Annotated in this window: 17 protein-coding genes and 1 pseudogene; 3 read left to right on the forward strand and 15 right to left on the reverse strand. The window is 72.1% G+C overall.

Annotated features, from left to right (window positions below):
- Positions 1–69 precede the first annotated feature (69 nt).
- Positions 70–1,230 carry an FAD-dependent monooxygenase gene (locus OO52_RS26210; RefSeq protein ID WP_030647058.1) on the forward strand — a complete coding sequence of 387 codons (1,161 nt, stop codon included), beginning with the start codon at positions 70–72 and terminating at the stop codon, positions 1,228–1,230.
- A 31-nt stretch (positions 1,231–1,261) separates the two neighbouring features.
- On the opposite strand, the gene OO52_RS26215 is transcribed toward OO52_RS26210, so the two are convergent.
- The 7 genes from OO52_RS26215 to OO52_RS26245 form a co-directional block, all read right to left on the reverse strand.
- Positions 1,262–1,465, reverse strand: a complete 204-nt coding sequence (locus OO52_RS26215; RefSeq protein ID WP_030647055.1) for a tautomerase family protein — start codon at positions 1,463–1,465, stop codon at positions 1,262–1,264.
- An 86-nt stretch (positions 1,466–1,551) separates the two neighbouring features.
- Positions 1,552–3,846: an ATP-binding cassette domain-containing protein gene (locus tag OO52_RS26220; protein WP_030647053.1), complete on the reverse strand. Its 2,295-nt coding sequence runs from the start codon at positions 3,844–3,846 to the stop codon at positions 1,552–1,554.
- A 64-nt stretch (positions 3,847–3,910) separates the two neighbouring features.
- Positions 3,911–5,704 (reverse strand): gamma-glutamyltransferase family protein, encoded by a 1,794-nt coding sequence (locus tag OO52_RS26225; RefSeq protein WP_030647049.1) that lies wholly within the window; start codon positions 5,702–5,704, stop codon positions 3,911–3,913.
- Positions 5,705–5,824: 120 nt separating this feature from the next.
- Positions 5,825–6,700, reverse strand: coding sequence for a PhzF family phenazine biosynthesis protein (locus tag OO52_RS26230; protein WP_051818597.1), 876 nt, complete (start codon positions 6,698–6,700; stop codon positions 5,825–5,827).
- On the reverse strand, positions 6,697–7,596 hold the full coding sequence (locus OO52_RS26235) for an LLM class flavin-dependent oxidoreductase (RefSeq protein WP_030647043.1): 900 nt from the start codon (positions 7,594–7,596) through the stop codon (positions 6,697–6,699). Before OO52_RS26235 ends, OO52_RS26230 begins: the two co-directional genes overlap by 4 nt.
- Positions 7,597–7,639: 43 nt before the next feature.
- Positions 7,640–8,593, reverse strand: coding sequence for a hypothetical protein (locus tag OO52_RS26240; RefSeq protein ID WP_051816305.1), 954 nt, complete (start codon positions 8,591–8,593; stop codon positions 7,640–7,642).
- Positions 8,590–9,090 (reverse strand): VOC family protein, encoded by a 501-nt coding sequence (locus OO52_RS26245; RefSeq protein ID WP_234339756.1) that lies wholly within the window; start codon positions 9,088–9,090, stop codon positions 8,590–8,592. The genes OO52_RS26240 and OO52_RS26245 overlap by 4 nt, the downstream gene beginning before the upstream one ends.
- 252 nt (positions 9,091–9,342) lie before the next feature.
- Between OO52_RS26245 and OO52_RS26250 the strand changes: the two genes are divergently transcribed.
- Positions 9,343–10,011 carry an O-methyltransferase gene (locus OO52_RS26250; RefSeq protein WP_030647036.1) on the forward strand — a complete coding sequence of 223 codons (669 nt, stop codon included), beginning with the start codon at positions 9,343–9,345 and terminating at the stop codon, positions 10,009–10,011.
- A gap of 78 nt (positions 10,012–10,089) precedes the next feature.
- Here the strand turns inward: OO52_RS26250 and OO52_RS26255 are convergent, their stop codons facing one another.
- The 6 genes from OO52_RS26255 to OO52_RS26280 form a co-directional block, all read right to left on the reverse strand.
- Entirely contained in the window at positions 10,090–11,661 is a 1,572-nt protein-coding gene (locus OO52_RS26255; RefSeq protein WP_030647034.1) for a 4-hydroxyphenylacetate 3-hydroxylase N-terminal domain-containing protein, read from the reverse strand.
- Positions 11,662–11,665: 4 nt separating this feature from the next.
- Positions 11,666–12,265 carry a flavin reductase family protein gene (locus OO52_RS26260; RefSeq protein ID WP_037629502.1) on the reverse strand — a complete coding sequence of 200 codons (600 nt, stop codon included), beginning with the start codon at positions 12,263–12,265 and terminating at the stop codon, positions 11,666–11,668.
- Entirely contained in the window at positions 12,262–14,244 is a 1,983-nt protein-coding gene (locus tag OO52_RS26265; protein ID WP_037629499.1) for an anthranilate synthase family protein, read from the reverse strand. Before OO52_RS26265 ends, OO52_RS26260 begins: the two co-directional genes overlap by 4 nt.
- Positions 14,241–15,461: a 3-deoxy-7-phosphoheptulonate synthase gene (locus OO52_RS26270; RefSeq protein ID WP_030647028.1), complete on the reverse strand. Its 1,221-nt coding sequence runs from the start codon at positions 15,459–15,461 to the stop codon at positions 14,241–14,243. The genes OO52_RS26265 and OO52_RS26270 overlap by 4 nt, the downstream gene beginning before the upstream one ends.
- 118 nt (positions 15,462–15,579) lie before the next feature.
- The gene (locus OO52_RS26275) at positions 15,580–20,187 is read right to left on the reverse strand and encodes a non-ribosomal peptide synthetase (protein WP_051818595.1); all 4,608 of its coding nucleotides are present in this window, start codon (positions 20,185–20,187) and stop codon (positions 15,580–15,582) included.
- Positions 20,188–20,258: 71 nt separating this feature from the next.
- Entirely contained in the window at positions 20,259–22,091 is a 1,833-nt protein-coding gene (locus tag OO52_RS26280; RefSeq protein ID WP_051818593.1) for a non-ribosomal peptide synthetase, read from the reverse strand.
- A gap of 764 nt (positions 22,092–22,855) precedes the next feature.
- Here OO52_RS26280 and OO52_RS26285 point away from each other — a divergent pair.
- Positions 22,856–23,296 carry a MarR family winged helix-turn-helix transcriptional regulator gene (locus OO52_RS26285; RefSeq protein WP_037629496.1) on the forward strand — a complete coding sequence of 147 codons (441 nt, stop codon included), beginning with the start codon at positions 22,856–22,858 and terminating at the stop codon, positions 23,294–23,296.
- 708 nt (positions 23,297–24,004) lie between these two features.
- On the opposite strand, the gene OO52_RS26290 is transcribed toward OO52_RS26285, so the two are convergent.
- A complete protein-coding gene (locus OO52_RS26290; protein ID WP_030647021.1) occupies positions 24,005–24,616 on the reverse strand; it encodes a ScbR family autoregulator-binding transcription factor in 612 nt (203 codons plus the stop codon).
- Positions 24,617–24,670: 54 nt separating this feature from the next.
- Positions 24,671–24,757: pseudogene (locus OO52_RS52185) on the reverse strand (IS5/IS1182 family transposase); the annotation flags it as partial.

Consider the following 24,757-nt stretch of genomic DNA (forward strand, 5'->3'; position numbering starts at 1 on the left):
TTCTCTTCGGATAGCATTTACTGGTCTCTGCACGTCCATCCATCTCTCTCGGAGTCCCAGCGAGGTGTCATGCGGATAGCGGTGATCGGAGCCGGTCCCGGCGGGCTGTACACGGCCTGCCTGGTCAAGCGCCTGCGGCCCCACGACGTCGTGGAGGTGTGGGAGGCCAACGCGGCCCACGACACGTTCGGGTTCGGCGTCGTCTTCTCCGACGGCGCCCTCGGCGGCATCGAGGCCGCCGACCCGGCTCTGTTCGAGGCTGTCGAGGCCGAGTTCGCCCGGTGGACGCGGATCGACGTCTGCTACCGGGGCCGGGTCCAGCGCAACGAGGGGTACGGGTTCGCCGCGATCGGCCGCCACACCCTGCTGCGGCTCCTTCAGGAGCGCTGCGCCGACCTCGGGGTGCGTCTGCACTTCGGCTGCCCGGCGCCCGAGGTGTCCCGGTTGCGCGCGTCCCACGACCTCGTCGTCGCCGCGGACGGCGTGGGATCGCGCACCCGCGCGCGGTACGAGGCCGCGTTCGGCACGGAGCGGGAACAGGCCGGGTCGCGTTACATGTGGCTCGGCACGGACCGGCCGTTCGACGCGCTCACCTTCGCCGTGGTCGAGACCGACCACGGCCCGGTGCAGGCCCACGCCTACCCGTACGCCCCCGGTCGCAGCACGTTCATCGTGGAGATCGGTGACGCGGTGTGGCGGGCGGCCGGTTTCCGCGCCGCGGAGCGCCGGTCCGACGACCCGGTGGGCGACCGGGAGAGCATCGGGAAGGTGAGGGAGTACTTCACCGGTCTGCTGGACGGACACGGGCTGCGGGGCAACCGGTCGTACTGGGGTCGCTTCGCTGCCGTACGCAACCGCGACTGGAGCCACGGCAACCTCGTTCTCCTCGGTGACAGCGCCCACACGACGCACTTCTCGATCGGTTCGGGTACCAAACTGGCGATGGAGGACGGTCTGTCCCTCGCCACGGCCCTGCACGACCACGGGACGGTCCCCGAGGCGCTGGCGGCCTACGAGGCCGAGCGGCGGCCCGCCGTGGAGCGGATGCAGCGGACCGCGCTGACCAGCCTGGAGTGGTTCGAGAACATCGACCGCTGCGTGGGGCTGGCGCCGGAGGCCTTCAACGCGCACCTGCTGACGCGCAGCGGCCGGCTCACCCGCGACGACCTCCCGGCCGTGGACCCGGAGCACGTCGGGCGGATCCGCCGGCGGTTCGCGGACGCGGCCTGAACCGCGGCGCCCGGGGCGACTGGAGCACCGCTCAGCCGCCCCGGGCCGCCTTCTTCTCCGCCATCGAGACGCCGCCCACGAACCAGTGCTCGGGCGGGCATGCGTCCACCGTCACCCGGATCGCCTCCCGGGGGGTGCCCAGCGTGGTGTGTACGGCCTCCGTGACGGCCCGGCCGAGGGCGGCGATCTCCTCCTCGCCGCGACCGCTCAGCAGGGTGACGTGGATGAGGGGCATACGGACTCCTTGTCGGACGGGAGGTGTGCGCGAGGACGGGGTGCGACCCCGGCCCGTGGCCGGCGGCGAGCCGGTGCTCCGGGCCGTCAGAAGTGACCGTGTGCGGCGAGGTCCTCGGCCAGACACCGGCCGGTGTGCGATTCCCGCACCCGCGCCAGGTCCGCCGGGGTGCCCTCGAAGACCACCCGGCCGCCGTGCCGGCCGGCCTCCGGGCCGAGATCGATGATCCAGTCCGCGTACTTGAGCACGTCGAGGTCGTGTTCGATGACCACCACCGTGTTGCCGCCGTCGACGAGGCGGTCGAACAGGGTGAGCAGCTTGCCCACGTCCGTCATGTGCAGGCCGGTGGACGGTTCGTCGAAGATGTAGACGCTGCCGGAGGCGTGCAGCCGGTGCGCCAGCTTCAGCCGTTGGCGTTCGCCGCCGGACAGGGTGGACAGGGAGCGGCCCAGCGTGAGGTAGCCGAGGCCGACCTCCGTCAGCAGAGCCAGTTTGCGGCGGACGGAGTCCTCCGCGAAGAACCCGATCGCCTCCTCGGCCGTCATGGCGAGGACGTCGGCGATGTTCCGGCCGGACAGGGTGTGGCTCAGCGCCTCGTCGTTGAAGCGGCGCCCCTCGCAGCGCTCGCAGACGGTGGTGACCGGGTCCATGAACGCGAGGTCGGTCTCGATCACACCGCGGCCCTGGCAGTCCGGGCAGGCGCCCGCTGAGTTGAAGCTGAACAGGCCGGGGTCGGTTCCGGATGCGCGGGCGAACAGCCGCCGGACGGTGTCCATGATGTCGGTGTACGTCGCGGGGGTGGAACGGGAGGAGATCCCGATGGAGGACTGGTCGACCACGACCGTTTCCTCCGGGTGCCGGGCCGCCAGCTCCCGGGCGAGGGAGCTCTTGCCCGAGCCGGCGACACCGCTCAGCGCCACCAGCACACCGGTGGGCACGTCGACCGTGACGTCCTTGAGGTTGTGCAGCCGCGCGCCGCGGACCGTCAGCCTGCCGTCGGGGGCGCGCAGTCGGCGCTTCAGTCCCGGCACCGAACGCAGGCCGCGTCCGGTCGGGCTGTCCGAGCCCCGTAACCCGGCCGGCGATCCCTCGTAGACCACCTCGCCGCCCTGGCTGCCCGCGCCCGGGCCCATGTCGACGACGTGGTCGGCGATGGCGATCACGTCCCGGTCGTGCTCCACCACGAGCACGGTGTTGCCCTTGTCGCGCAGGGCGAGCAACAGCTCGTTCAGACGGCGCACGTCACGCGGGTGCAGGCCCACGCTCGGCTCGTCGAAGATGTACGTCAGCCCGGTCAGGCTGCTGCCCAGGTGGCGTACCGTCTTCAGCCGCTGCGCCTCGCCGCCGGAGAGCGTGGCGGTCTGGCGGTCGAGGCTGAGGTAGCCGAGTCCGACGGCCTCGATCCTGCGCAGTGCGGCCAGCGCCGCCTGGACCACCGGCTTGACCGGTGGGGCGTCGATGCGCTCCAGGCGGCCGATCAGATCGGTGACCTCCAGGGCGGAGTAGTCGGCGATGTTCTCCCCGGCGATCCGCGACGCGAGCGCGGCCGGTCCCAGCCGGGCGCCTCCGCAGGCCTCGCAGGGCCCCTCCGTCACGACCTCCTGCACCGCCGCCCGTTCCTTCGGCTTGAGGGTGTCGAGGCCCGCCTTGAGGTAGCGCCGGGTGAAGCGCAGCACGATCCCCTCGTACTCGTTCTTGTAGACGCCGTGCCGGCCGGCCCGGTCGACCTTGAACCCGGAACCGTGCAGCAGCAGTTCGCGGTCGTCCGCGGAGAACTCCCGCAGCGGCAGGTCGGGATCGAACAGCCCGGACTCCGCGTACAGCTGCCACGGGAAGGTGCCCACCGCGAAGGGCTGGAAGCGGATGGCGCCCTCGTTGAGGCTCTTGTCCTCGTCCAGAAGGCGGTTCAGGTCCAGCCGCACCCTGGATCCGAGCCCCTCGCACTCCGGGCACATGCCGCGCGGATCGTTGAAGGAGTACATGTGTGAGGGACCCGCGCTGGGCCTGCCGTGCCGGGAGAACAGCACCCGCAGCATGGCGTGGATCTCGGTCATGGTGCCGACCGTGGAGCGCGCGTTGCCGCCGACCGGGCGCTGGTCGATCACGATGGCGGTGGAGAGGTTCTCGATGACCTCCGCGTCGGGCCGCTCGAACTTGGGGAGGCGGTTGCGGATGAACGCGGGGTAGGTCTCGTTCATCTGCCGCTGCGACTCGACGGCGATCGTCCCGAAGACCAGGGAGGACTTGCCGGATCCCGAAACGCCGGTGAAGACGGTCAACCGTCCCTTGGGGATGCGCAGGCTGACGCCCTTGAGGTTGTTCTGCCGTGCTTCTCCCAGAACGATGTGGTCACCCGGGTCCAGTGACGGGTGGGGCACCATGCGTTCCCCTTCCATTCGCCGAGACGATTTCCGTTCGGAAACTTATCGCATCCGGTCGGCATCCTCAATCCGCGACGGCGTACGCCTGCGCGCCGCGCGGACTGGCCGCCGCGATGACCATGTCGTCGCTGGCCAGGCCGGTGGCACACACCTTGCTCAGGGTGTAGTCGGCGACCGTGCGGACCCGGTGGCCGCGCCGCCTGAGCTCCTGGATGGTTTCCTCCGGCATGCCGCTTTCGACGGTCACCGTCCCGGGAGCGAAACGCCGGGGGGTGAAGGACGTCGGAACGTGGTCGGTGTGGAAGGTCCGTGCCTCGACGGCCTCCTGAAGCCCCATGCCGTGTTCGGTGTGCCTCAGGAAGAACTGCAGCGTCCACTGGTCCTGCTGGTCGCCGCCCGGTGTGCCGAACGCCAGGGCGGGCCTGCCCTCGCGGAGCACCAGGGTCGGGCTGAGGGTGGTGCGGGGGCGCTTGCCGGGAGCCAGCGCGTTGGCGTGCCCCCGGGTGAGCGTGGCCATCTGCCCACGGGTACCGAGCGGGAAGCCCAGACCGGGCACCACCGGCGAACTCTTCAGCCAGCCGCCGCTCGGTGTCGCGACCACCATGTTCCCGTGGGCGTCGGTGGCGGTGACGCAGCAGGTGTCGCCCCGGGCGGCCGTGGAGCGCACCACCGCCGGGATGCCCTCCTCGAGCTCGCCGAGCCAGGAGGGACCGGCCGGACCGGCGGACTCGTCGTGGACGGGCGGCAGCACCGGTGTCCGGCCTCCCGGTGAGCCCGGCCGCAGCTCCGTGGACGCCTCGCTGCCGATCAGCTCGCGGCGGGCCGCGGTGTAGGCCGGGTCCAGCAGGTCGCCGACCGGCACCTCCGCGTGCGCGGGATCGCCGTACCAGGCCTCGCGGTCCGCGAACGCCAGTTTCGCCGCCTCGGTGACGGTGTGCACGAACTCCGCGCTGTGCGGTCCCATACCGGCGAGGTCGAACTCCCGCAGCAGCGCGAGCTGTTGCAGGAAGACCGGGCCCTGGGACCAGGGCCCCGCCTTGTGCACGGTGAGCCCGCGGTGGTCGAAGGAGAGCGAGGGCTCCACCGTCGCCCGCCAGCCTGCCAGGTCGGCGCCGGTCAGCAGGCCGCGGTGGCGGCGGCCGGTGGCGTCGATCTCCTCCGCCTTGGCGAGATAGCCGTCGATGGCCTCGGCCACGAAGCCCTCGTAGAAGGCGCGCAGGGCCGCGTCGATCTGCTTGTCGCGATCGGCGCCCGCCGCCCTGGCCTCGTCGAGGACGCGCCGGTAGGTCCGGGCCAGGTCGGGGTTGGTCATGCGCTGACCGGGCCGCGGCGCGGCCCCGCCCACCAGGTACGTGCGGGCGGACTCGGTCCACTCGTCGCGGAAGAGTTCCTGGAGCGCCTCGATCATCGCCGCCGCCTTGGGAAGCAGCGGATAGCCGCGTTCGGCGTAGCCGATCGCCGGCTCCAGGACGTCCTCCAGACGCAGGGTGCCGTACTCGGCGAGGACCCGCAGCCACGCGCCGAAGGCGCCGGGCACCACCGCGGGCAGCAGGCCGGAGCCGGGGACCACGGACAGGCCGAGCTGTTCGAACCTCTCGATGGTCGCGGCCCGGGGCATGGGGCCCTGGCCGCAGACGACGTCGACCCGGCCGCTCCCGGCCCGGTGGACGAGGACGGGCACGTCTCCCCCGGGCCCGTTGAGGTGGGGCTCCACGACCTGGATGACGAACGCGGCGGCGACGGCCGCGTCGAACGCGTTGCCGCCCTTGTCGTACATGCGGAAGCCCGCGGCCGAGGCCAGCCAGTGGGTCGAGGCGACCGCGCCCCGGGTGCCGCGCAGCTCTGGACGGAACAACACAGTCGGGTTCCTCTCCTCTTCGTTCTGCGATACAGGGATTCGCGTCGTGTGCTCTGGGTGTGCGTCGGCCGGACCGGGTGCCTTCCGCGGCTCGGCCTGGTACACGGCCCGGGCCCCGGCTCAGCGCGCGACGGCCGCCGTGCGGGGCAGGTGCATCCGGCCGGCGGCGGTGGCCGCCACCTCCCCGGTCACCTCGGCTGCGACCGCTCGGCCGTCGCGTACGGTCACGGCACAGTCGAGCCGGGCGGGGCGGCCCAGCCCGTGCCCCTGCCGGACCCGGTAGACGCGGGTACCGTCCGTCGCCGGCACCAGGCCCGCGCCGGTGAGCCAGGCGCCCAGTGCCAGGGCGGCGGAGGCGCACGCCGGGTCCTCCGGCATGCCGTAGCCGGGGGCGAAGACCCTGACGTCGGCCAGGTGTTCGCGCCTGTCGTAGGCGACCACCACCGCGTCCGGGCAGGTGGACCACACGGGGTGCGCCGGGTCGTGTGCGGCGCGGGCGACCGCCTCGGGTCCGACCGGCAGCACGTGGAAGGCCGGTCCGAACCCGGTCACGCGGGGCTCGGCGACCAGGTCGTCCTCGGTGAGGCCGCACGCCTCGAGCAACGGCACGGGATCCCAGGCGCCGGGTGGCACGGGCTCCCCCCGGACGCCGAGCGTGGCCCGCTGGGCACTGGCGCGCACGGTCATCAGGCGGCCCCCGCACTCCTGCACCAGCTCCCCCGCGCGCAGACGGCCCAGCCGCACCAGGGTGGTGGCCGTGCCGATGGCGGAGTGCCCGCCGTACGGTGACTCCCGCTCCGGGGTGAAGACCCGTACCCGGTGGGTGGCGTCGGGCGACTCGGGTGGCAGGACGAACGCCGTCTCGGTGAGGCCGATCTCTCGGGCCACCGCCCGCATGCCGTCGTCGTCGAGTGCGGTCGCGTCCGGGACCACCCCGAGCGCGCAGCCCTCGAACGGCGTGCCGGTGAACATGTCGACGATCTCGTAGGCGATCACGGCCGCTCCCCGCCCCGGACGGTCAGCACGTCCCGCGCGATCCGCTCCAGCACTTCCACCCTGCCCTGGTAGGGGAAGGAGGGCCGGGGCCAGTGGACGACGAAGTCGGTGATGCCGAGTTCGCCGAAGCGGCCGGCGGCGTCGCGGTACGCCTCGACGGAGTCCAGGGTGCCGCCCACCATGGCGCCGGTCAGCAGCAGCCGGCGCAGGGTGGCGGGATCCCGCCCGGTCCGCTCGCACGCCTCGTCGAGGCGCGCCAGCTGCTCCTTGATCACCGGCAGGGTCTCCTCGTACGGAAGGGCGTCGAAGTCGCCGGGCCGCCCCGCGGTGATCCACATGTCGGCGTGGCGGGCCGCCAGCCGCATGCCGCGCGGCCCGGTCGCCGCGATGGCGAACGGCACCCGGGGCGTGGCCAGGCAGCCCGGGCGCACGGGCACCTCCCGGACGTCGTAGTAGGTGCCGGTGTGTGTGGTGCTGCGGCGGCTCAGCAGCTTGTCGAGCAGGTCGACGAACTCCGTGAAGCGGTCGGCGCGTTGCCGTGGGGAGTAGGCGGCCGGATCGACGACGCGGTCGTCGAGGCCGCCGGCCCCGGCTCCCAGCCCGCAGACGAACCGGCCGCCCGCGATGTCCTCGAGGGTCATCACCTCCTTGGCCAGCGTCACCGGGTGCCGATAGGTGGGTGTGGCCACCATGGTGCCCACGGTCAGGGTCGAGGTGGCCTCGGCCGCCGCCGCCAGGGTGGGCACGGCGCCGAACCAGGGCTCGTCACGCAGCCACCGCCACATCAGCTGGTCATAGGTCCAGGCGTGGTCGAATCCGAACTCCTCTGCGCGGACCCACTGTTCGCGGGCCTGCGCCCAGCGGCGTTCGGGCAGGACGACGACTCCGTACCGCACGGTCCACCGCTCCTTTCCTGTCGCATGATCGGGTGGCTCAGGCTCAGCGGGCGATCGTGCCGTCGAGCAACCGCCGGTCGAGTGCGGCGGCAAGGCCGTCGACGCGCCGCAGGACGGCGTCGAAGTCCCGCTCGCAGGCCTGTGTGTCCTCGCTGCGCAACTCCTCGGGCAGTGCGGCGTCCTCCTGCGCGGTCAGCCCGGGGTACAGCCCGTTGACCGAGACGTCCAGGCGCACCGCGGCCAGTCGGCGCCGGAGCTGGTCGACGACCTCGGCGGTCGGGACGTCGGCGCGCAGGGTGAGGAAGTAGTTGTCGTAGACCAGCGCCTGCATCCGGGGGTCGTGCGGCCGGGCCGTGGGGGCGGTGTCCTGGAGCAGGGACCTGCCGCCGGGTACGAGTTTCGCGGCGACCCCCGAGTGCACCAGGTGGTAGAGCCGGACCTCGTCGGCCAGCCGGCCGCCCTCCGGGGTCTCGTGCCACGGCGTCTTCCTGCCTCGCAGCAGCCGGCGGACGGGGACAAAGTCGGGCGCCCAGGTCCCGCTGAAGCCGCGGTGCTGCAGGAACATGCTGGGCCGGATCACGTCGCTGTAGACGTCCTTGGGACAGGAGCCGGTGTAGAGCAGCATCGCGGTGTACGCCCGTGTCAGGTCCGTCATGGCTCGCAGCGACGGGCCGGGGTCGGGCCGGGCGTGCGCCTGGTGCAGCGCGTGGCCGAGTAACTGCCAGATGGCGAAGGTCAGCTGGTGTCCGGTGATCCAGCGGAACCAGAAGAGCTGGTGGGCCAGCTCCGGGAGGCCGGGCGCCGGTCCGGTGCGCGGGCAGGACGTCCGCGCACCGCCGGGGGCGGGCTCGGCGCACAGCACGTCCGGAACGTCGGCCGCGGGCTCGTGCGGGGGCTCGGGCAGGGTCAGCGGCTCCAGGCCGTAGGGGAAGTCCCCGAAGTCCCAGCCTTCGGCGACCGGCAGTTCGGTGACGGTCCGGTGCGGGCCCGCGCTCATGCCGCACCGCCCGGAACGTAGGTGAACTCGAACTCGAGGCCGTTGGGGTCGAACAGGTAGCAGCTGTGCACTCCGTCGGCGTCGACCACGATGTCCGTGGGCTGCTCATCGGTCGCGAAGTCGTAGCGGCCCGAGCGGTAGAGCTCGATCCAGCGATCGCGCCAGGCGCGCAGTTCCTCCGGGGAACCTGTGGCGAGGCAGACGTGCTGGAACTGGGCCTTGTTGCCGCCGGGCAGGTCCGGGTCGTGCCCGGCGCGTTCGAAGAGGTGGAAGCGGACGTCGGCGACGCTGATCTCGGTGAGCCGGGTGATGCCGGGGAGCCTGCTGCGGGTCAGGTCCGAGAAGGTGGTGAGCGTCCAGGTCTCGGCGCAGCCGAAGAAGTCCTTGTACCACGCCAGGGAGTTGTCCAGGTCGCGGGTTTGGACGCCCAGGTGGTGCATCGCCGGCACCAGGTGCACCGGGGGTGCGGCCGTTGTGACGGCCGAGTCTTCTCGCATGAAATGACACTCCTATCCGGGACAGGCTTTTTCACAAGGTTCCAGAAAGGGAGGCTAGGTGACCGCAAGGACGACAGTCAACGCCACACCGAAGGAATTTCCGAACATTATCGACTGCCCATGAATTTCTATGACGAAGGCGACTGGACAGCCTTGAATAGGCCGCTGACCTGGGTATTCTCAGGTTCACGGCACCATAGATATCGAATTCTGCTCTTGCCATCCGCAGGTTTATCGTGAATTATTGCAACCATGGAACAAGAGCGATGGAACAGTGTCGACGCCTACTTCAGCTCCCTTCTCGTGAAGGAGGACGAAGCACTTTCGAAGGCCGCTCAGGCCCATAGGGAATTCGACCTGCCGGACCTCGCCGTCAGCGCCCCCCAGGGCAAACTCCTTCATCTGCTGGCGCGTCTGCGGCAGGCGCGGCGCATCCTGGAGATCGGCACGTTCGGCGGGTACAGCAGCATCTGGCTGGCCCGCGCGCTGCCGCCGGACGGCCGCCTCGTCACCATCGAGTGGGAGCGGTCCTTCGCCGAGTCGGCCGCGTCGCGCCTCGCCGAGGCGGGGGTCGCCCACCTCGTCGAACAGCACGTCGGCCGGGCGCTGGACATCCTGCCGACCCTCGACCGGCCCGGTACCGCCCCCTTCGACATGGTGTTCGTCGACGCCAACAAGCCCGACATCCCCGAGTACTTCACCTGGGCGCTGAAACTGTCCCGGCCGGGCGCGGTGGTGGTCGTCGACAACGTCGTCCTGGGCGGCGCGGTGACCGACCCGGACCATCCCGACGCCGGCGTCCAGGGCGTGCGCCGGTTCCACGAGATGCTGGCCGGCCGCTCGGACGTCACCGCCACCTCGATCCAGACCGTCGGCACCAAGGGGTACGACGGTTTCACGCTCGCCCTGGTCACCGGCTGAGCGGCAGGGGGCGGGGGGCTCCTCCCGCCCCGGCCGTACCGCCCGGCGGGCCCGTCCGGCCGGATGGGGCCGCGGCGCTCAGTCGACGTCGGGCGGCACCAGGTCCGGTGCCGTCCAGCCGTCCAGGTCGTACTCCGCCATGCACTGTTCGGCGAAGCCCCGGTACTGGTCGACGAGACCGGAAGCCGTCTGGGCGTGCAGCAGTTCGATCCGCACGCTCTCGTGGTTGCCGGAGTAGTTCCGCTCGTACAGCTCGTGCCGGCCCGCGAACTCGGTCCCCACCGAGTCCCAGATGAGCTTCATCAGCTTGGCGCGCTCCACCGCCTCGTAACCGTTGGAACCCCGCATGAAGCGGTCGAGATGGGGACGGAGTTCAGGTTCGTTGAAGTCCTTGGCGTGCGACGTGAGGTAGATGAGCCCGCTGCTGAGGTCCTGCAGGATGATCTCCCGGACCCTCGGGTAGCCGACGGTCATGAACCACCGGTAGGCCATGCCGTAGTCGAGGTTGGGCAGCAGGGCTCCGTCGTGCCACGGATCGGGGTTGTGCGCCATCGCGTCGCTCAGTGCCCAGAACATGTTGCGCCAGGCGAGGACCTCGCCGACCCGGGTCTGGATGCCCCGGAAGTCCTTGGTGCCGGTGACCTCCACACCCTTCAGCAGCAAGCCCGCCAGGAAGTCCAGTTTCACGGCCAGCCGGGTCACCCCATGGAAGGTGAGCCGGTGGGTGAAGCCGGAGGTCTGCAGGAAGGTGCCGGCCCTGGCGGTGTCCCCGTAGATGAGGACGTTCTCCCAGGGGATCTTCACCTTGTCCAGGATGAAGATGGTGTCGTTCTCGTCGAGCCGGCTCGACAGCGGGTAGTCGAACGGGCTGCCCGTGCGGCTCGCGGCCAGTTCGTAGGACTGGCGGCAGATGAGCTTCACGCCGGGTGCCGCCAGGGGCAGGGTGGCGACGAGGGCGAACTCCTTCTTCTTCACGGGCAGTCCGTAGTGCGCCACGAAGTTGAAGTGGGTGAGCGCGGACCCGGTCGCCACCACCTTCGCCCCGCTCACCACGAGCCCGTCGTCGCACTCCTTCTCCACGTGCACGAAGACGTCGTCCACCTCGTCGGCGGGCCGGTGCCGGTCGACCGGAGGGTTGATCACCGCGTGGTTCCAGAACAGCACGTTCTCCTGGGCGGTGGCGTACCACCGGCGGGCGTTGTCCGCGAAGTCGCCGTAATAGTCGGGGTTCGCGCCGAGGGTCACCAGGAAGCTGGCCTTGTAGTCGGGACTGCGTCCCATCCAGCCGTAGGTCAGCCTGGCCCAGTCGGCGATGGCGTCCCTGTCCCCCACGAGGTCCTGCACGCTGCGCGGCACCCGGTAGAACTTGTGGGTGAAGCCGTCGCTGCCGGTGTCGGTGGGCGCGGTCAGGGTGTCGTGGTGCTCGGGATCGTGCAGGGCGTCGTACAAGCGGGCCGTCATCCGCACGGTGTTGCGGAACGCCGGGTGCTTGGTGACGTCGTCGACCTTCTCGCCGTACGCCCAGATCTCCCGTCCGTCGCGGATGCTCTCGATGTACTCGTCCCCGGTCAGCGGCCGGGTGACCCGGGCCTTGCCGGTGGACGCCCCGGAGGTGCCGGGTGCTGCGGACTGTCCGTTGTCGGGTGCCATGTCCCTACTTCCGTGTCTCATGATCGGTGACGAACTGATCCGTGGCCGGTCCTGGGCCGTCCAGACAGAGCGACCACACCTCCTCGGGTCCCTCCGGGTCTCCTCCTCCGTCCGGCATGAGGCGGGGGAAGACGCCTCGGTAGAAGAGCAGCGGCCGTCCCCCTCCGGCGGCGAACTCCTCGACACGGCCGACATGCAGCGTGTGGTCGCCTCCGTCGTAGGTGCGCCAGGGTCGGCACACCAGGTACCCGAGGGTTCCCGCCAGCCGGGGCCGGTCGCCGTCGCCGTCCACCCACGGCACGGAATCGGCCGGCGAGCCGCCGGCGAAGTGCAGGGCCAGGTCTTGCTGGTGCTCGCCGAGCAGGTTGACGACGAAGGGGCCGTCGTCCAGGAGGGCGGCGGCGCGGGTGCGACGGTCCAGGGCGACCAGGGCGAGCGGCGGATCGAGCGACACCGAGGTGAAGGAGTTCACCGTCGCCCCGTGCAGCCGGGCGCCGCGCCGGCAGGTCACCACGGTGACGCCGGTTGCGAAGTGCCCCATGGTCCGGCGCAGCTCCCGGGGCTCCAGGGCGACGTTGGCGACGACGGTTCCGGGCGGGTTCACGCGTGCTCCTTGGCTCGGCGGGACATCAGGGCCTCGGTGCGCCGCTCGGTACGGGCCGCCCGGTCCACCAGCTCGCGCAGGATGTCCGGGCCGTCCTCGGTGAGCAGCGACTCGGCGTGGAACTGGACGGTGGCCAGCCCCGGGCCGTCCAGCGCGACCACGTCTCCCCCGTCCCGGCGCCACACCCGGGCCGTGGCGTCCCGGCCGGGCAGCGGACAGCGATCGGTGTCGGAGCGCGCGGTGAAGCTGTTGTAGAAGCCGACGTGCCGGTCGCGTCCCCACAGGCCGACCCGCATCCGGGCGCCCTGGCGGGGCCGCGCGAGCCGGACCAGGGGAAGGCCCAGCACCCCGCAGACGGCCTGGTGACCGAGGCACACCGCGGCCAGCGGCAACCGCCGGGCGAGCCGGCGGCCGGCCAGGGAGCGCAGCCGCGCCACCCGCGGGTCGCCGACGTCCCGGGGGTCGCCGGGCCCCGGCCCCAGCAGCAGCACGGTGCCGGGGTCGTCGGCTGCCTCCGGAACCGACCACCAGGGGTGCAGGGTGACGTGGCAGCCCACCGCGCGGAGCTGCTGCGCGAGCATGCTGGTGAACCGGTCCTCCGCGTCGATCACCGCCACCCGTGGTCCGTGAGGCGAGGGCGCCGGCAGGCGCGCCCCGCCGCCGAGCCAGAAGGCGGCGATGCCGTCGTTGCGGGAGCGCAGCGCCGCGCGCACCGCCGGATCGGCTCCCAGGGAGACGTCGGGTGCCGCGTGCGCCGGGGCCGCGGCCCGGCCGGCCGGGCCGCGGGTCAGCGCGGTGAGGAGCCCCGCGGCCTTCGCCGTGGTCTCCGCCGCCTCCTCGCGGGGCACCGAGTCACGCACCACGGTCGCGCCGGTGGTCAGCCGCACGGATCCGTCCGCGGTGATGTCGGCGGTGCGCAGCACGATGACCGCGTCCAGGGCGCGCCGTCCCCCCTCCTGGCCGGCCAGCGCCAGCACGCCGCTGTAGTAGCCCCGGCCTGCCGGTTCGTGGCGGGCGATGACCCGGCAGGCGTTCTCCACCGGACTGCCCGTCACCGTGGGCGCGGGCAGTGTCCCGCGCAGGATGTCGGTCAGGGGCAGCGGGGACTCGCCGTGCAGGTGGTACTGCGTGTGGGCGAGACGCGACATCCACGCGAGCGTGGGGCCCGACACGCGCACGCGGGAACCGCACAGTTCGGTCATCATCTTCAGTTCCTCGTCCACGACCATGTACAGCTCGTGGATCTCCTTGGGGTCGGCGAGGAACCGGAGGAGGCTTTCGCGGTCCGGGCGGCCCCCCTCGGGGTAGCGGTAGGTGCCGCTGATCGGGTTCATCGACACCCGCGAGCCGGCCACCCGTACGTGCTGCTCGGGGGAACTGCCGATGAGGTACCGGTCGCCGGTGCAGACCAGGTAGGTCCAGTAGGCGCCGCTCTCCGCGATCAGCAGCCGCCGCAGCGCGGCCAGGGCCCGGGTCCGGTCGAAGTCGCGGATCCGGCCGTGCAGGCTGCGGGCGAGGACGAAGTTCGCGCCCTGCCCTCGCTGGATCTCCTGGCGGGTGAGCGCGTCGACGCCGGCCGCGTACCGGTCGTCGTCGAGGTCGAACCCGGTTTCCTCGACGTGCAGTTCGCGGTCGGGCAGGAGCGCCAGCATCCGCTCCAGGGGCACGGTGTGCTGGGTGCCGATGTCCATGGCCAGCAGCGGGGTGCCGTCGTCGGGAGCCGCGAAGCCTCGTTCGGCGATCTGCCGGTGGGGCACCAGGGCGAGGACCCTGTGCGCCGGTCCGGGGCCCGGGGAGGCCGGCGCGGACTCGTCGTCGAGGCTCAGCTCGGCGAGGGTGGCGGCGGTGCGGAGGGGCCCGCTGACGACGTCCACGGTGCCAGGGTGCCCGGCACCCGGCCGGTGCAGGACGGCGAAGGGGGTGCCCGGCGGGGGCAGCAGGGCCGCCAGGCCGCGCGCGTTCCGCGCAGACTCGCTCATGCGACGGCCTCCAGGGCCGGCAGCCGCCAGTAGGCGGTCGCCGCGACGGCTTGCACCAGGTTCAGGCGGGGATCGCACAGGGTGCGGTAGGCCGGCCCGGGGGCCGGGGTGAATCCGGCGCCGGTGCACTCGGCGATGTCGTCCGGTGAGGCCTCCAGGTGCAGGCCGGCGCTGCGGCCGCCCTCGGCGGAGACGATGTCCACGAACCGGCTGATCTCCGCCATCACGGCGCTGAGTCGGCGCGTCTTCAGTCCGTGCGCGGTGCGTTCACCGTTGCCGTGCATCGGGTCGCACAGCCACAGCACCGGGTGACCGGCCCGCCGTACCGCGCGGACCAGGGGGGCCAGGCCGTCGATGCGGGAGGCGCCGAACCGGGCGACCAGCGACAGCCGGCCCGGTGAGCGCTCCGGGTCCAGCGCGGTGCACAGGGCGAGCACCTGCTCCACGGTCGTGGTCGGGCCGACCTTGCACGCCACCGGGTTGTCCACTTCCGCCAGCAGCCGTACGTGGGCTCCGTCCGGTTGCCGGGTCCGTTCGCCGACCCACGGCCAGTGGGTGCTGGCGAGGTAACTGCGGCCCGAGCGGTGCCGGCGCACGAGGGGCAGCTCGTAGTCGAGCAGCAGTGCCTCGTGGCTGGTCCACACCCGGGTCTCGGCGGGCGAACCCTCGCCGCGGCCCAGCCGGTCCAGGGACTCCACGGCCCGGCGGGCGGCCCGGTAGCAGCTCAGGATGCGGGCGGGATCGGGCCGGCGCGCGTCGGCGTCGGGGTGGGGGGCGTTGACCATGGGACCGCGGTAGACCGGGAGCCGGACGCCGTCGTGCAGCTCCTCCGGGTGGGAGCGGGGTTTGGCGTACTGCCCGGCGACACGGCCCACCCGGACGACCGGCCGTCCGGCGCCCGTTCGCACGATGTCGCTGAGGACGTCCAGCATCTCGGCCTTGCGGGCCAGCGGGGCCGGGCCGCACTCGGCGGGGTCCTCCGCGCAGTCGCCGGCCTGGAGGACGCACAGTTCGCCTTCGGCGGCACGGGACAGCAGCCGGCGCAGGGCACGCACGCTGTCGTACGTCACCAGCGGGTCCGCGCGGGCCAGTTCGGTGTGGACGAGGGCAAGTCGCCCGGGGTCCGGCCACTCCGGCTGCTGCGCGGCCGGGAGAGCCGCGACGACGGAGGGTATGAGGGTGTCGTATGCGGTGTCGGGGCAGGAACTCGTTGGCATGGCTGCTGGTGCTTTCGGTGTCCGGCGACCGCTTCGGCGATTGCCGTGTGGTGGATGGTCGGATCGGCGCCGGCGGCTGCGCCGCGCTGCCGGGAGGGCCCGGGACACGGAAGTCCCCTCAGTCGTCGGCCAGTTCTCCGACGGAGCGGAAGTAGCGGAGCATCCGCGTGATCGCCTGCTCGTCGATGGCTGGCCAGGGCAGTCCGAGGTCCGTCAGCAGGCGGGTGGTGACGGTGTTGCCGTAGGTGTTGTCGCCCAGTTCCAGGGCGCCCTCGCGGAAGAGGGGCACGGCTGCCGCCAGGGCGTTGCCGCCGGGCCGCCGTGCGGACTCCTCCAGCCGGGCAAGCCAGGTGTCGGCCGGGACGATATCCAGACGGTGGCCGTCCGCGCGCAGGGCCGCGTGGACCGGGGTGAAGTCTGATCCGCTCGGGTGGAAGACGTGCAGGGTGCGGTTGTGGGTGGCGGGGTGGCGGGAGAGGGCGACGACGGCGCGGGCGACGAAATCGACGGGCAGCAGATCGGTGGTGAGGTCCTCGGCCGGCGGGGCCGAGCCGAGTTCGATGAAGCTCTTGATCTGCCGCCACAGGAAGTCGTCGCTCTGGCAGGCGCCTGTGACGCTGTCGCCCGAGATGCGCCCGATGCGGTGGATGGTGACCGGCACGCCGTGCGCGCGGGCCGCGAGTGCGATGCGCTCGGCGACCCACTTGCTCTGGGTGTAGCCGATGCCCAGTCGTTCGCACGCCTCGGGCACGTCGTCCTCGGTGAGGACCGTGCCGTCGGGCGCCTCGCCCGGAGGGAACACGGCGATGGTGGACATGTACTGCACGTGCTTGGGGCGGTCCGTCGCGGCGAAACGGACCACGTGGCGGAAGCCGTCCACGTTCGTCGGTTTCACCGAGGCGTACGGCAGCACGAAGTTGATGTGCGCGGCCGCGTGGTAGACGACGTCGACGGTACCGGCCAGCGCGTCGTACTCCGCACCGGGCAGACCGAACCCGGGCCGGCTCAGGTCGCCGGGCACGGCGCGCACCCGGTTCCAGTCGATCCGCCCGTCCAGCCGGTAGCGCTCGGCGGTGGCCCGCAGCCGCTCCATGCCGGCCCGTTCGTCCGCCGCCCGCACCAGACAGTGCACCCGGCCGCCGGTGGTCCCGGTCAGCTCCCGCAGCAGGTAGCTGCCGAGGAACCCGGTCGCGCCGGTGAGCAGGACCTCACGGGCCCGGGCGACCGGTACCGGGGTGCCGGTGACGGCGGGCAGGTCGTCGGGAAGCGTCGCGTCCTCCCGCAGCGCGGCGGGGGCGGTGGTGGGAGCGCCGGAGCCGGAGCGCAGCCGGGCGGCCATGCCCGCGACCGTCGGATTCTCCAGCAGGGCCCGCAGCGAGAGGTCCTGGTCGAACGCCCGGCGCAGCCGATAGACCAGTTCCGTGGCGATGATCGAGTTCCCTCCGACGGAGAAGAAGTCCTCGTCCCTGCCCACCGCGGGCACCTTCAGCACATCCGCCCACTCCCGCGCGATCCGCTGCTCCAGGCCCGGCCTGGGCGGCCGGACGGGTGGCGCGGGCGCGGTCCGTGCCGCGGTCGCCTGTGCCGCGGCCAGGCCGGCGACGGCCCGGCGGTCGATCTTCCCGCTCGGGGTCGTCGGCATGTGCTCCACCGCTACCACCAGCGCGGGCACCATGTAGTCGGGCAGCGTGCCGGACAGGGCGCGACGCAGCTCCGCGGTCTCCCAGGTGCGGGAGGTCTCCAGGACGGCCACGAGTCTGCGGTCGCCGGGGGCGACGTCCACGGCGGCGACCGCGGAGGAGGCGACGCCGTCCAGGTCGTCGAGTGCGGCCTCGATCTCGGCGGGCTCGATCCGATAGCCACGGATCTTGATCTGGTCGTCGGTCCGGCCCAGGTACTCCAGGTCGCCCTCGCTGTTCCAGCGCACCAGGTCGCCGGTGCGGTAGAGCCGGTCGGCGGGGCCGCCGAAGGGGTCCGGGAGGAACCGGCGGGCCGTCTCGTCCGGACGGTTGCGGTATCCGGGGGACAGCACGGGCCCTCCGATGTACAGCTCGCCGGGGACACCCGGGGGGACGAGCCGCATGTGGGCGTCCAGGACCACCAGCCGCACGCCGTCCACCGGGCGGCCGATCGGCGGCCTGTCGGGCCAGGTCGCGGGCGAGCCGGTGAGCGGGTACCAGCTGGCCAGGTGCGTTTCCGACGGCCCGTACATGTTCACCAGCCGGACCGCCGGGTGACGGGTGGCGAACTCCCGGATCTGCGGGGAGACCACGAGGGCCTCGCCGACGGAGGTGATCTCGCGCAGGTCGTCCAGGCGCACACCGGCGTCGGTGGCCAGGGAGGCCAGCTGCTGCAGCGCGATGTAGGGCAGGTACACCCGGGTGACGCGGCGTTCGGCGAGGAATCCGGCGAGCGCGTGCAGATCCTTGCGCAGTTCCTCGGAGACCAGCACGAGGGCGCCGCCGACGCACAGGGTGCCGAGGATCTCCATCACGGACACGTCGAACGACAGCGACATGTACTGGAGCGTCCGCCCGGTCGCTCCGGCCGGCGAGCAACGGTGCTGAGCCCGGACGAGGTTGGCGACGGTCCGGTCGGCGATGACCACCCCCTTGGGCAGGCCGGTGGAGCCCGAGGTGTGCACGACGTAGATCTCGTCGTCGGGTGTCTTCACCCGGCCGAGGCCGGTGGCGGGGGCCGCGGCGATCCGCCCGGCGTGCCGGTCCAGCACGAACAGGGTTTCCCCCGGGGGGAGTTCCTCGGCCAGCGAGCTGTCCGTCACGGTCAGGAAGACCCCGGCGTCGCGCAGCGTGTGGGTGATCCGCTGCCTGGGGTAGGACGGGTCGAGCGGTACGTACGCCGCCCCGGTCTTCAGGATGGCGAACAGGGCGACGACCATGTCGTGGGAGCGGGGCAGGCAGATCCCGACCCGGGTGCCGGCCGCAGCGCCGGACGCGCGCAGCACGTGGGCGAGCCGGTTGGCGCGCTCGTCGAGTTCGCGGTAGGACAGGGTGGTGTCGCCGTCCTCCAGCGCCACCGCGTCGGGGGTCGCCCGGGCCTGGGCCTCGAACAGTTCCATGACGGGTGCGTCGTGCACGGCGTGCGCGGTCCGGTCCCCGCGGACCAGCACCGACCGCCGCTCCTGCGCACCGAGCGCCTCCAGTTCGTGCAGGGGTGCGTCGGGACGTCGGGCGAACTGCTCCATCAGGTGCCGCAGCCGGTCGCCCATGGCCCGTACCGTCGGCTCGTCGAAGAGGTCCGCGTCGTACTCGATCAGACCGTGCAGGCCCTCGGAGTCCCGCTCGAAGACGAGGGACAGGTCGTACTTGGCGCCGTGCGCGGCCCCGCGCTCGATGCGCAGTTCCGTGTCACCGTGGGATATCCGTCCGGCGTCGCCCTGGGTGAGCACGAGCATGGTCTGCACGAGCGGGGTGTAGCCGCTGCTGCGCGGTGGCTGCAGACGCTCGACAACCTTGTCGAAGGGCGCCCACTTGTGCCGCAGCGCCTCGCTCACCTCCTCCCGCACCCGGCGGAGCACGTCCCGGACGGTCATCCGGTCGTCGATCTCCTGCTGAAGGACGACCAGGTTGACGAAGTAGCCGATCAGTTCGTGGGTGGCCGGGTCGTCGCGGAGCGAGACGGGGCTGCCGATCAGCACGCGCCGCTGACCGGTGTGGCGGGAGAGGAAGACCGCGTACGCGGCGACGAGGGCCATGAACAGGGTCACCCCCTCGGCCCGGGCGAGCGCCTCGAAGTCGTCAGCCGCGGCGACCGGCAGGTGCAACGGGAGGGTGCCGCCCCGGTGTTGCTTCACCGGGGGGCGGGGCCGGTCGGTGGGCAGGTCGAGCACCGGGAGTTCCCCGGCGAGCCGGGCGGCGAAGTGGTCGAGGGAGCGGGTGAGGGCCTCGGGGTTCATCAGTTCCCGGTACCACTGGCTGAAGTCCCCGTAGGTGGGCCGCAGCGGGTCGGCCTCGACGGGCAGACCGCGGCCGAGGCGGTCGTAGGCGTCGAGGAGTTCCCGCAGGAAGACACCGGCGGAGGCGGCGTCGGAGGCGATGTGATGGATGTTGCAGATGACGGCGGACCGGTTCGCGGGGCCGAGCGCGCAGGTCATGGCGATGACCGGCCCGCGGGCCAGGTCGAGGCGGAGATTGGCCACCCGGTGGACGAGGGCGTCGAGTTCCTTGTCGTCGCCGTAGCGGGCTACCTCGAAGACGACCGCGTCATCGTCCCGCGAGACGTTCTGCCGGAGCGTGCCGTCGCTCAGGGCGTAGGTGGTGCGCAGGACCTCCTGGCGGCGCAGCACTCCGCGCACGGCCGCGTGCAGGCGGTCGGGATCGGCTGAGAACGGCAGCCGGACGAAGAAGGGGCCGTTGTAGGCTGCCGGGTTGGGCAGGTACTGGTCGATCAGCCAGATGCCGCTCTGCCCGAAGGACGCCTCCGCCGCCCGGCCGTCGCGGGGAGCGAGCCCGGCGCGCAGTTCCGGGATCCGGGGCGCGTCGCGCCGGGCGTCCAGTCGCGCGGCCACGTCGGCCACGGTGGCACCGGCCGCCAGGTCCGCGCCGGTGATCTCGACCGCGAAGACGGCGGTCAGCGTGGTGGCGAGGTCGTCGAGCAGGGCCGGATGTTCGCACCGGTCGGCCAACGGTTCGTGCGCGGTGAGGTCGGCGCTGCCGAGGGTGGTCCGTGCAAGGTCGAGCACGGTGGTTCGGAGGGGGGAGTTCACCGGTCGTAGTCCTCTGCAGAGATGCCCCGGCCGCCGGCGACGGGCGCCGCACGGCCACGGCCGGGTGACGCCTACTGGGTCTGTGCGGCGGGGTTGCGTCCGGTGTCCCGCGACTGCTCGACGAAGCGCGCCAGCTGCTCCACCGTGCCGTGCCGGAAGACGTCCTCGGTGCTGACCTCCACACCGAAGATCTTCTGCAGCCTGGAGGCGAGCTGGACGAAGTGCAGGGAGTTCCCGCCGTGGCCGAGGAAGGAGTCGGTGGTGGTGAAGTCGTCGGCGCCGGAGATGTCCTTCCACGCCTGGAGTACGACGGTCTCGAGCGGGTTCTGCACGGCTGTGTGACCTTTCTTCGGATCGCGGTTGGTGTCCGACGGGTCCGTGAGGGCGGACCGGTCGATCTTTCCGTTGGCGTTTCTCGGCAGGTCGCCGAGGTGGTGGAACGTGGAGGGGACCATGTAGGAGGGCAGTTGGTCTCCCATGCGGCGTGCCAGGTCGGCGCCGTCCAGCGGTCGTCCGTCGACGGTGGTGTAGAAGGCGGTGAGCGACTTCTCCCCGGCGCCCTCCGGGAACGCCTTGACGACGGCGTCGCCGATCCCGTCGAGGGCGCGCAGGGCGAGGGTCACCGCGGTCAGTTCGACGCGGTAGCCGCGGATCTTGACCATGCTGTCGGCGCGGCCTATGAGGACGATGTCACCGTCCTCGGTGGCGCGGGCCAGGTCGCCGGTCAGGTAGCGCGGCCGTCCGTCCGGCCCGGTGACGAACTTGCGGTTCGTGAGTTCCAGGTCGTTCAGATAGCCCTGGGCGAGTCCGAGCCCGCCGACGACGAGCTGTCCGGGCGTTCCGGGCGGGCAGGGCCGCAGCGAGTCGTCGAGTACCTCCAGGGTGACCCCGGGCAGGGGGCGGCCCACCGGCACCCGGTTCTCGCGGGTGACGTCGCCGGCATCGCGGATGGGGTAGAGGGCAGTGATGGAGGAGTTCTCGGTGCAGCCGTAGCCGTTGTAGATGACCGCGCGCGTCGCCCGTGCCGCGCGGCTGAGGTGCTCCGGCGACGGGAAGTCGCCGCTGAGAAGGATCACCCTCAGGCCCCGCAGGCATTCCGGCTCCTCGTCCACCAGGAGGTTGAACAGACCGCAGGGCAGGGACAGCGCGGTGACGCCGTGCCGGACGACGGCGTCCTTGAGGGCCGGGAGACTGGGCAGCCCCTGGGGCATCACGACGAGACGTGCGCCGTGCAGGAAGGCGAGCCAGATCTCGATGGTGGACGCGGCGAAGGAGAACGCCGCGGACTGGACCAGGCAGTCCCGCGGGCCCATGCGCAGTTCCCCGCTGTACGGGCCGAGTCGTGCCAGCCCGCGGTGGGCGATGCGGACGCCCTTCGGCCGGCCGGTGGATCCGGAGGTGAACATCAGGAACGCGGTGCTGTCCGGATCGTTCACGGCGGGCAGCGCGACGCCGTCGTCCGGTTCCGCGGCCGTGGTGAGCTCCTCGACCGGTACCCACAGCGGTGCGCCCGGAGCACCGGGCGCGACGGCCGGTGTTCCCGCGTCGTGCACGACGGCCCGCGGCGCTGATTCGGCCACCACGCGGGAGACGAACGGCGCAGGGTGGTCCGGGTTGACCGGCACCACGCAGGCGCCCGCCTTGAGGACGCCGAGCATGACCGCGTAGAGGTCGGGAGACCGGCGCAGATACACGCCGACCCGGTCACCGGGCGCCACCTTGCGGGCGCCCAGCCCGCGGGCCACGCGCTCGGCTCGTTCGTTCAGTTGCAGGTAGGTCACGGTCTCCGTGCCGGAGACGAGGGCGACCTGGTGGCCGGCGGTCCGCACCACGCGGTCGAAACCCTCGGTGAGGGTCAGGGGAACAGCGGAACGCGCCTCGCCTGATGCATTCTCCGTGAGCACACGTGCTCCTTGCCTCGCTGGCGGATGGCCACGGGGCGCCCACAGCGACGAGCACATCCGACGTCCAGTGACCGGCTTCTCAAGGAATACGCACAAATCAACCGAAAGGTGATGGTTGCTGTTCGGAAATCACGTTAGGTCGGCGCTCTTCGACGTGTCAACCCCGATCTTGAGGCGCCGAGACCGCTGCGCCACCCACGCTGGAGCTGCCACTACCCCCGCTCTTCGCTCCCATGCCTGGGTTGTCGGGCCCCGACCGGAGGCCCCTTCGCCGCCACGGACAACCCCAGGCCGACACGGCGGAGCGCAGCGCCGCAGGGCGCGTTTTCAGCCACTTGTTTACCGCCAGGAAAGCAACCGAGTTACTGACGATGCATCAGCCATTGTTCGACCGGAGCAAACCAAAGCGCCCGGCCGACGGCGCCCGGCCGCCCACGGGGGTCCGCCGGAGGGGTGCCTCCCGCTCGCGGGGCGGAAGAAGCCGGAGCGAGGCGCGGCGCGTGTCCGGTCTGGAGGGCCCCTCATCCGAGATCACCGCGCAGAAATTTTCCCGGTGGAAACAACTGTTGGGCGATGGATCACATGACCGTGTGGAGAGGTATACGTTGCCGCCCCAGGATCGTTGATAATGAGTAACCAATCGGAGGTCGCCGTCGGCCCGCTCCCGCCCCGAGCCGGCCGTGGCGCCTCGTCCCCGACCTGATCACCTGAGGGCGTTGATGACCCGAACCGACAGCCCACGAAGCGCCTCCGAGACCTCGGCTGTGCCAGGCGAACTCGAGGACGCGCTTTCCCACTTGCAGTGCATCCTCGTCGCCCGCCGCACTCGCTCGAATCCGGAAGGCGTCACCTGGCAGCAGTACGACGTCCTGGAGCTGCTGCGCATCCGCGGCCCCATGACTCCCTCGGTGCTCAGTGCCTCGCTCGGGGTGTCGCGGGCGACCACGTCCAAAGCACTGCGCGTCCTCAAGGACCTGGAGCTCGTCGACCAGCGGACGCTCGGCGAGGACCGGCGTGAACTCACCACCTCGCTCACACCGGCCGGCGAGGCCTTCCTCACCCGCGTCGCCGAGCAACGGCGGGAGAACGCCCGCATCGTGGAGGCCGCACTGAGCCCGGGTGAGCGAGCGATGTTCGTGGAGCTGTGCCACAAGGTCGCCGGCGCCCTGGAACCGCACCTCGAACCGGTGGAGGCGCGTCCCTGAGCGGCGGGCGGGGGTGCCGGCCGGGCGGCGCCGTGGGCGTGGGCGGTACCGCCCCCCACCCGGATACCGGCGTGCCCCGCCCGCCCCGGTCCCATGGGGCGCGCGACGGCACTGCCCGGCGTCCGCGGTCACGGCATGCAGGGCGGCACCACCGGACGTCCGCATCCACGGCCTGCGTGACGGCACCTCCGCCCAGGCCCACGGCGTACGCCGCCGCAGCGCCCGGCGTCCGCACCCATGGCACCCCCGGCCCCACCCCCACGGCGTGCGCCGCCGCACCACCCAGCGTCCGTACCCGCGGCATGCACGGCGGCACCGCCCGGCATCCGCAGCCACCGCATGCGCGACGCCCCCCGTCCCGTCCCCACGGCGAGCGCCGCCGCACCACCCGGCATGCCGCAACTACCGCGTGCAGGGCTGCGCTGCACCACCCGGTATCCGCACCCACCGGACCTGCTGGTGAGCGCTGTACGGGCGGTGCGACGCGCTGTCCGGCCGAGGGGCCGGCGCTGCCGCGCAGGCTCGAGAATCGCGGGCTTCCTCGAACACCACGGCTTCCCGGACTGCGGCGTGACGGCGGAGGCCGCGCCCCTCATCTCCCCGTTCAGGGTGTCCGCGAGCGGTGGGCCACGGGGCCTACCCGGCGCGGTCCCCGTAATGCGCCGCCCGTGCTCCGACAGCGGCCGGGGCTACGGGACCTGCCGCGCGTCACCGCCCGCGCGGCAGGTCCTCGTGCACCGGGTGCGGGCGGAGGCAGGGCAGCGTCAGCTGCCACCAGTCGGTCAGGCGGTCGGTGAGGGCGGCCGTGCCTTCGAGTTCCTCGGTGAGCGCGCACAGGCCGAAGAAGGCAGGGACCAGGGTCCGGGCCGCGCGAGCGGGGCGGACATGCGGGTGGAGGTGGCCGGCGAGCCGGGCCTTCGCGAGCAGTCGTGTGACGGCGGTGGTCCACAGCGCGAAGGGGTGGGGAAGGGGAGCGTTGATGGTGGTGCGTTCGGCCCACAGGCGGGCGCCGGCACGGGTCACCGGGTCCTCGGCGAGAGCGTGGGCGATGTCGTAGCTGAGGGCGACGAGCCGGTCGACCGGGGAGACCGCCTCGTCCGCGTAGCGTGCGGCGAGTTGTGGCCAGGTGGCGAACCGGTCCTGGACGACGGCGAGGGCGACGGCCTCCTTGCCGGCGTAGTGGAAGTAGACGGCGCCGCTGGTCCGGCCCGACCGGGCGCTCATGTCGTTGACGCTGGTGGCCGCGTATCCCTGTTCGGCGAAGAGCTGGGCAGCCGCTTCCAGCAGTGATCTACGGGTTGCTTTCGCCCGTTCCTGCAACGCTCCGTCCGCCCTCGCTCGATTCTTACGCCGACCCTGAATTTAGACCGTGTCCTACGTGGTGAGGCGGATGAGTCGCTTGTAGCAGCAGAGGGCGGCGGCGAGTCCGAGAAAGGCCAGGTAGTTGCGGGGATCGCGTTC

The organism is Streptomyces flaveolus, from assembly GCF_000716535.1.
GTDB classification, from domain to species: Bacteria; Actinomycetota; Actinomycetes; order Streptomycetales; family Streptomycetaceae; genus Streptomyces; species Streptomyces flaveolus_A.

Coding starts and splice junctions, on each gene's coding strand:
- OO52_RS26210 (WP_030647058.1), top strand. CDS start 70: ATGCGGATAGCGGTGATCGGAGCCGGTCCCGGCGGGCTGTACACGGCC.
- OO52_RS26215 (WP_030647055.1), bottom strand. CDS start 1,465: ATGCCCCTCATCCACGTCACCCTGCTGAGCGGTCGCGGCGAGGAGGAG.
- OO52_RS26220 (WP_030647053.1), bottom strand. CDS start 3,846: ATGGTGCCCCACCCGTCACTGGACCCGGGTGACCACATCGTTCTGGGA.
- OO52_RS26240 (WP_051816305.1), bottom strand. CDS start 8,593: ATGAGCGCGGGCCCGCACCGGACCGTCACCGAACTGCCGGTCGCCGAA.
- OO52_RS26245 (WP_234339756.1), bottom strand. CDS start 9,090: ATGCGAGAAGACTCGGCCGTCACAACGGCCGCACCCCCGGTGCACCTG.
- OO52_RS26250 (WP_030647036.1), top strand. CDS start 9,343: ATGGAACAAGAGCGATGGAACAGTGTCGACGCCTACTTCAGCTCCCTT.
- OO52_RS26255 (WP_030647034.1), bottom strand. CDS start 11,661: ATGGCACCCGACAACGGACAGTCCGCAGCACCCGGCACCTCCGGGGCG.
- OO52_RS26265 (WP_037629499.1), bottom strand. CDS start 14,244: ATGAGCGAGTCTGCGCGGAACGCGCGCGGCCTGGCGGCCCTGCTGCCC.
- OO52_RS26270 (WP_030647028.1), bottom strand. CDS start 15,461: ATGCCAACGAGTTCCTGCCCCGACACCGCATACGACACCCTCATACCC.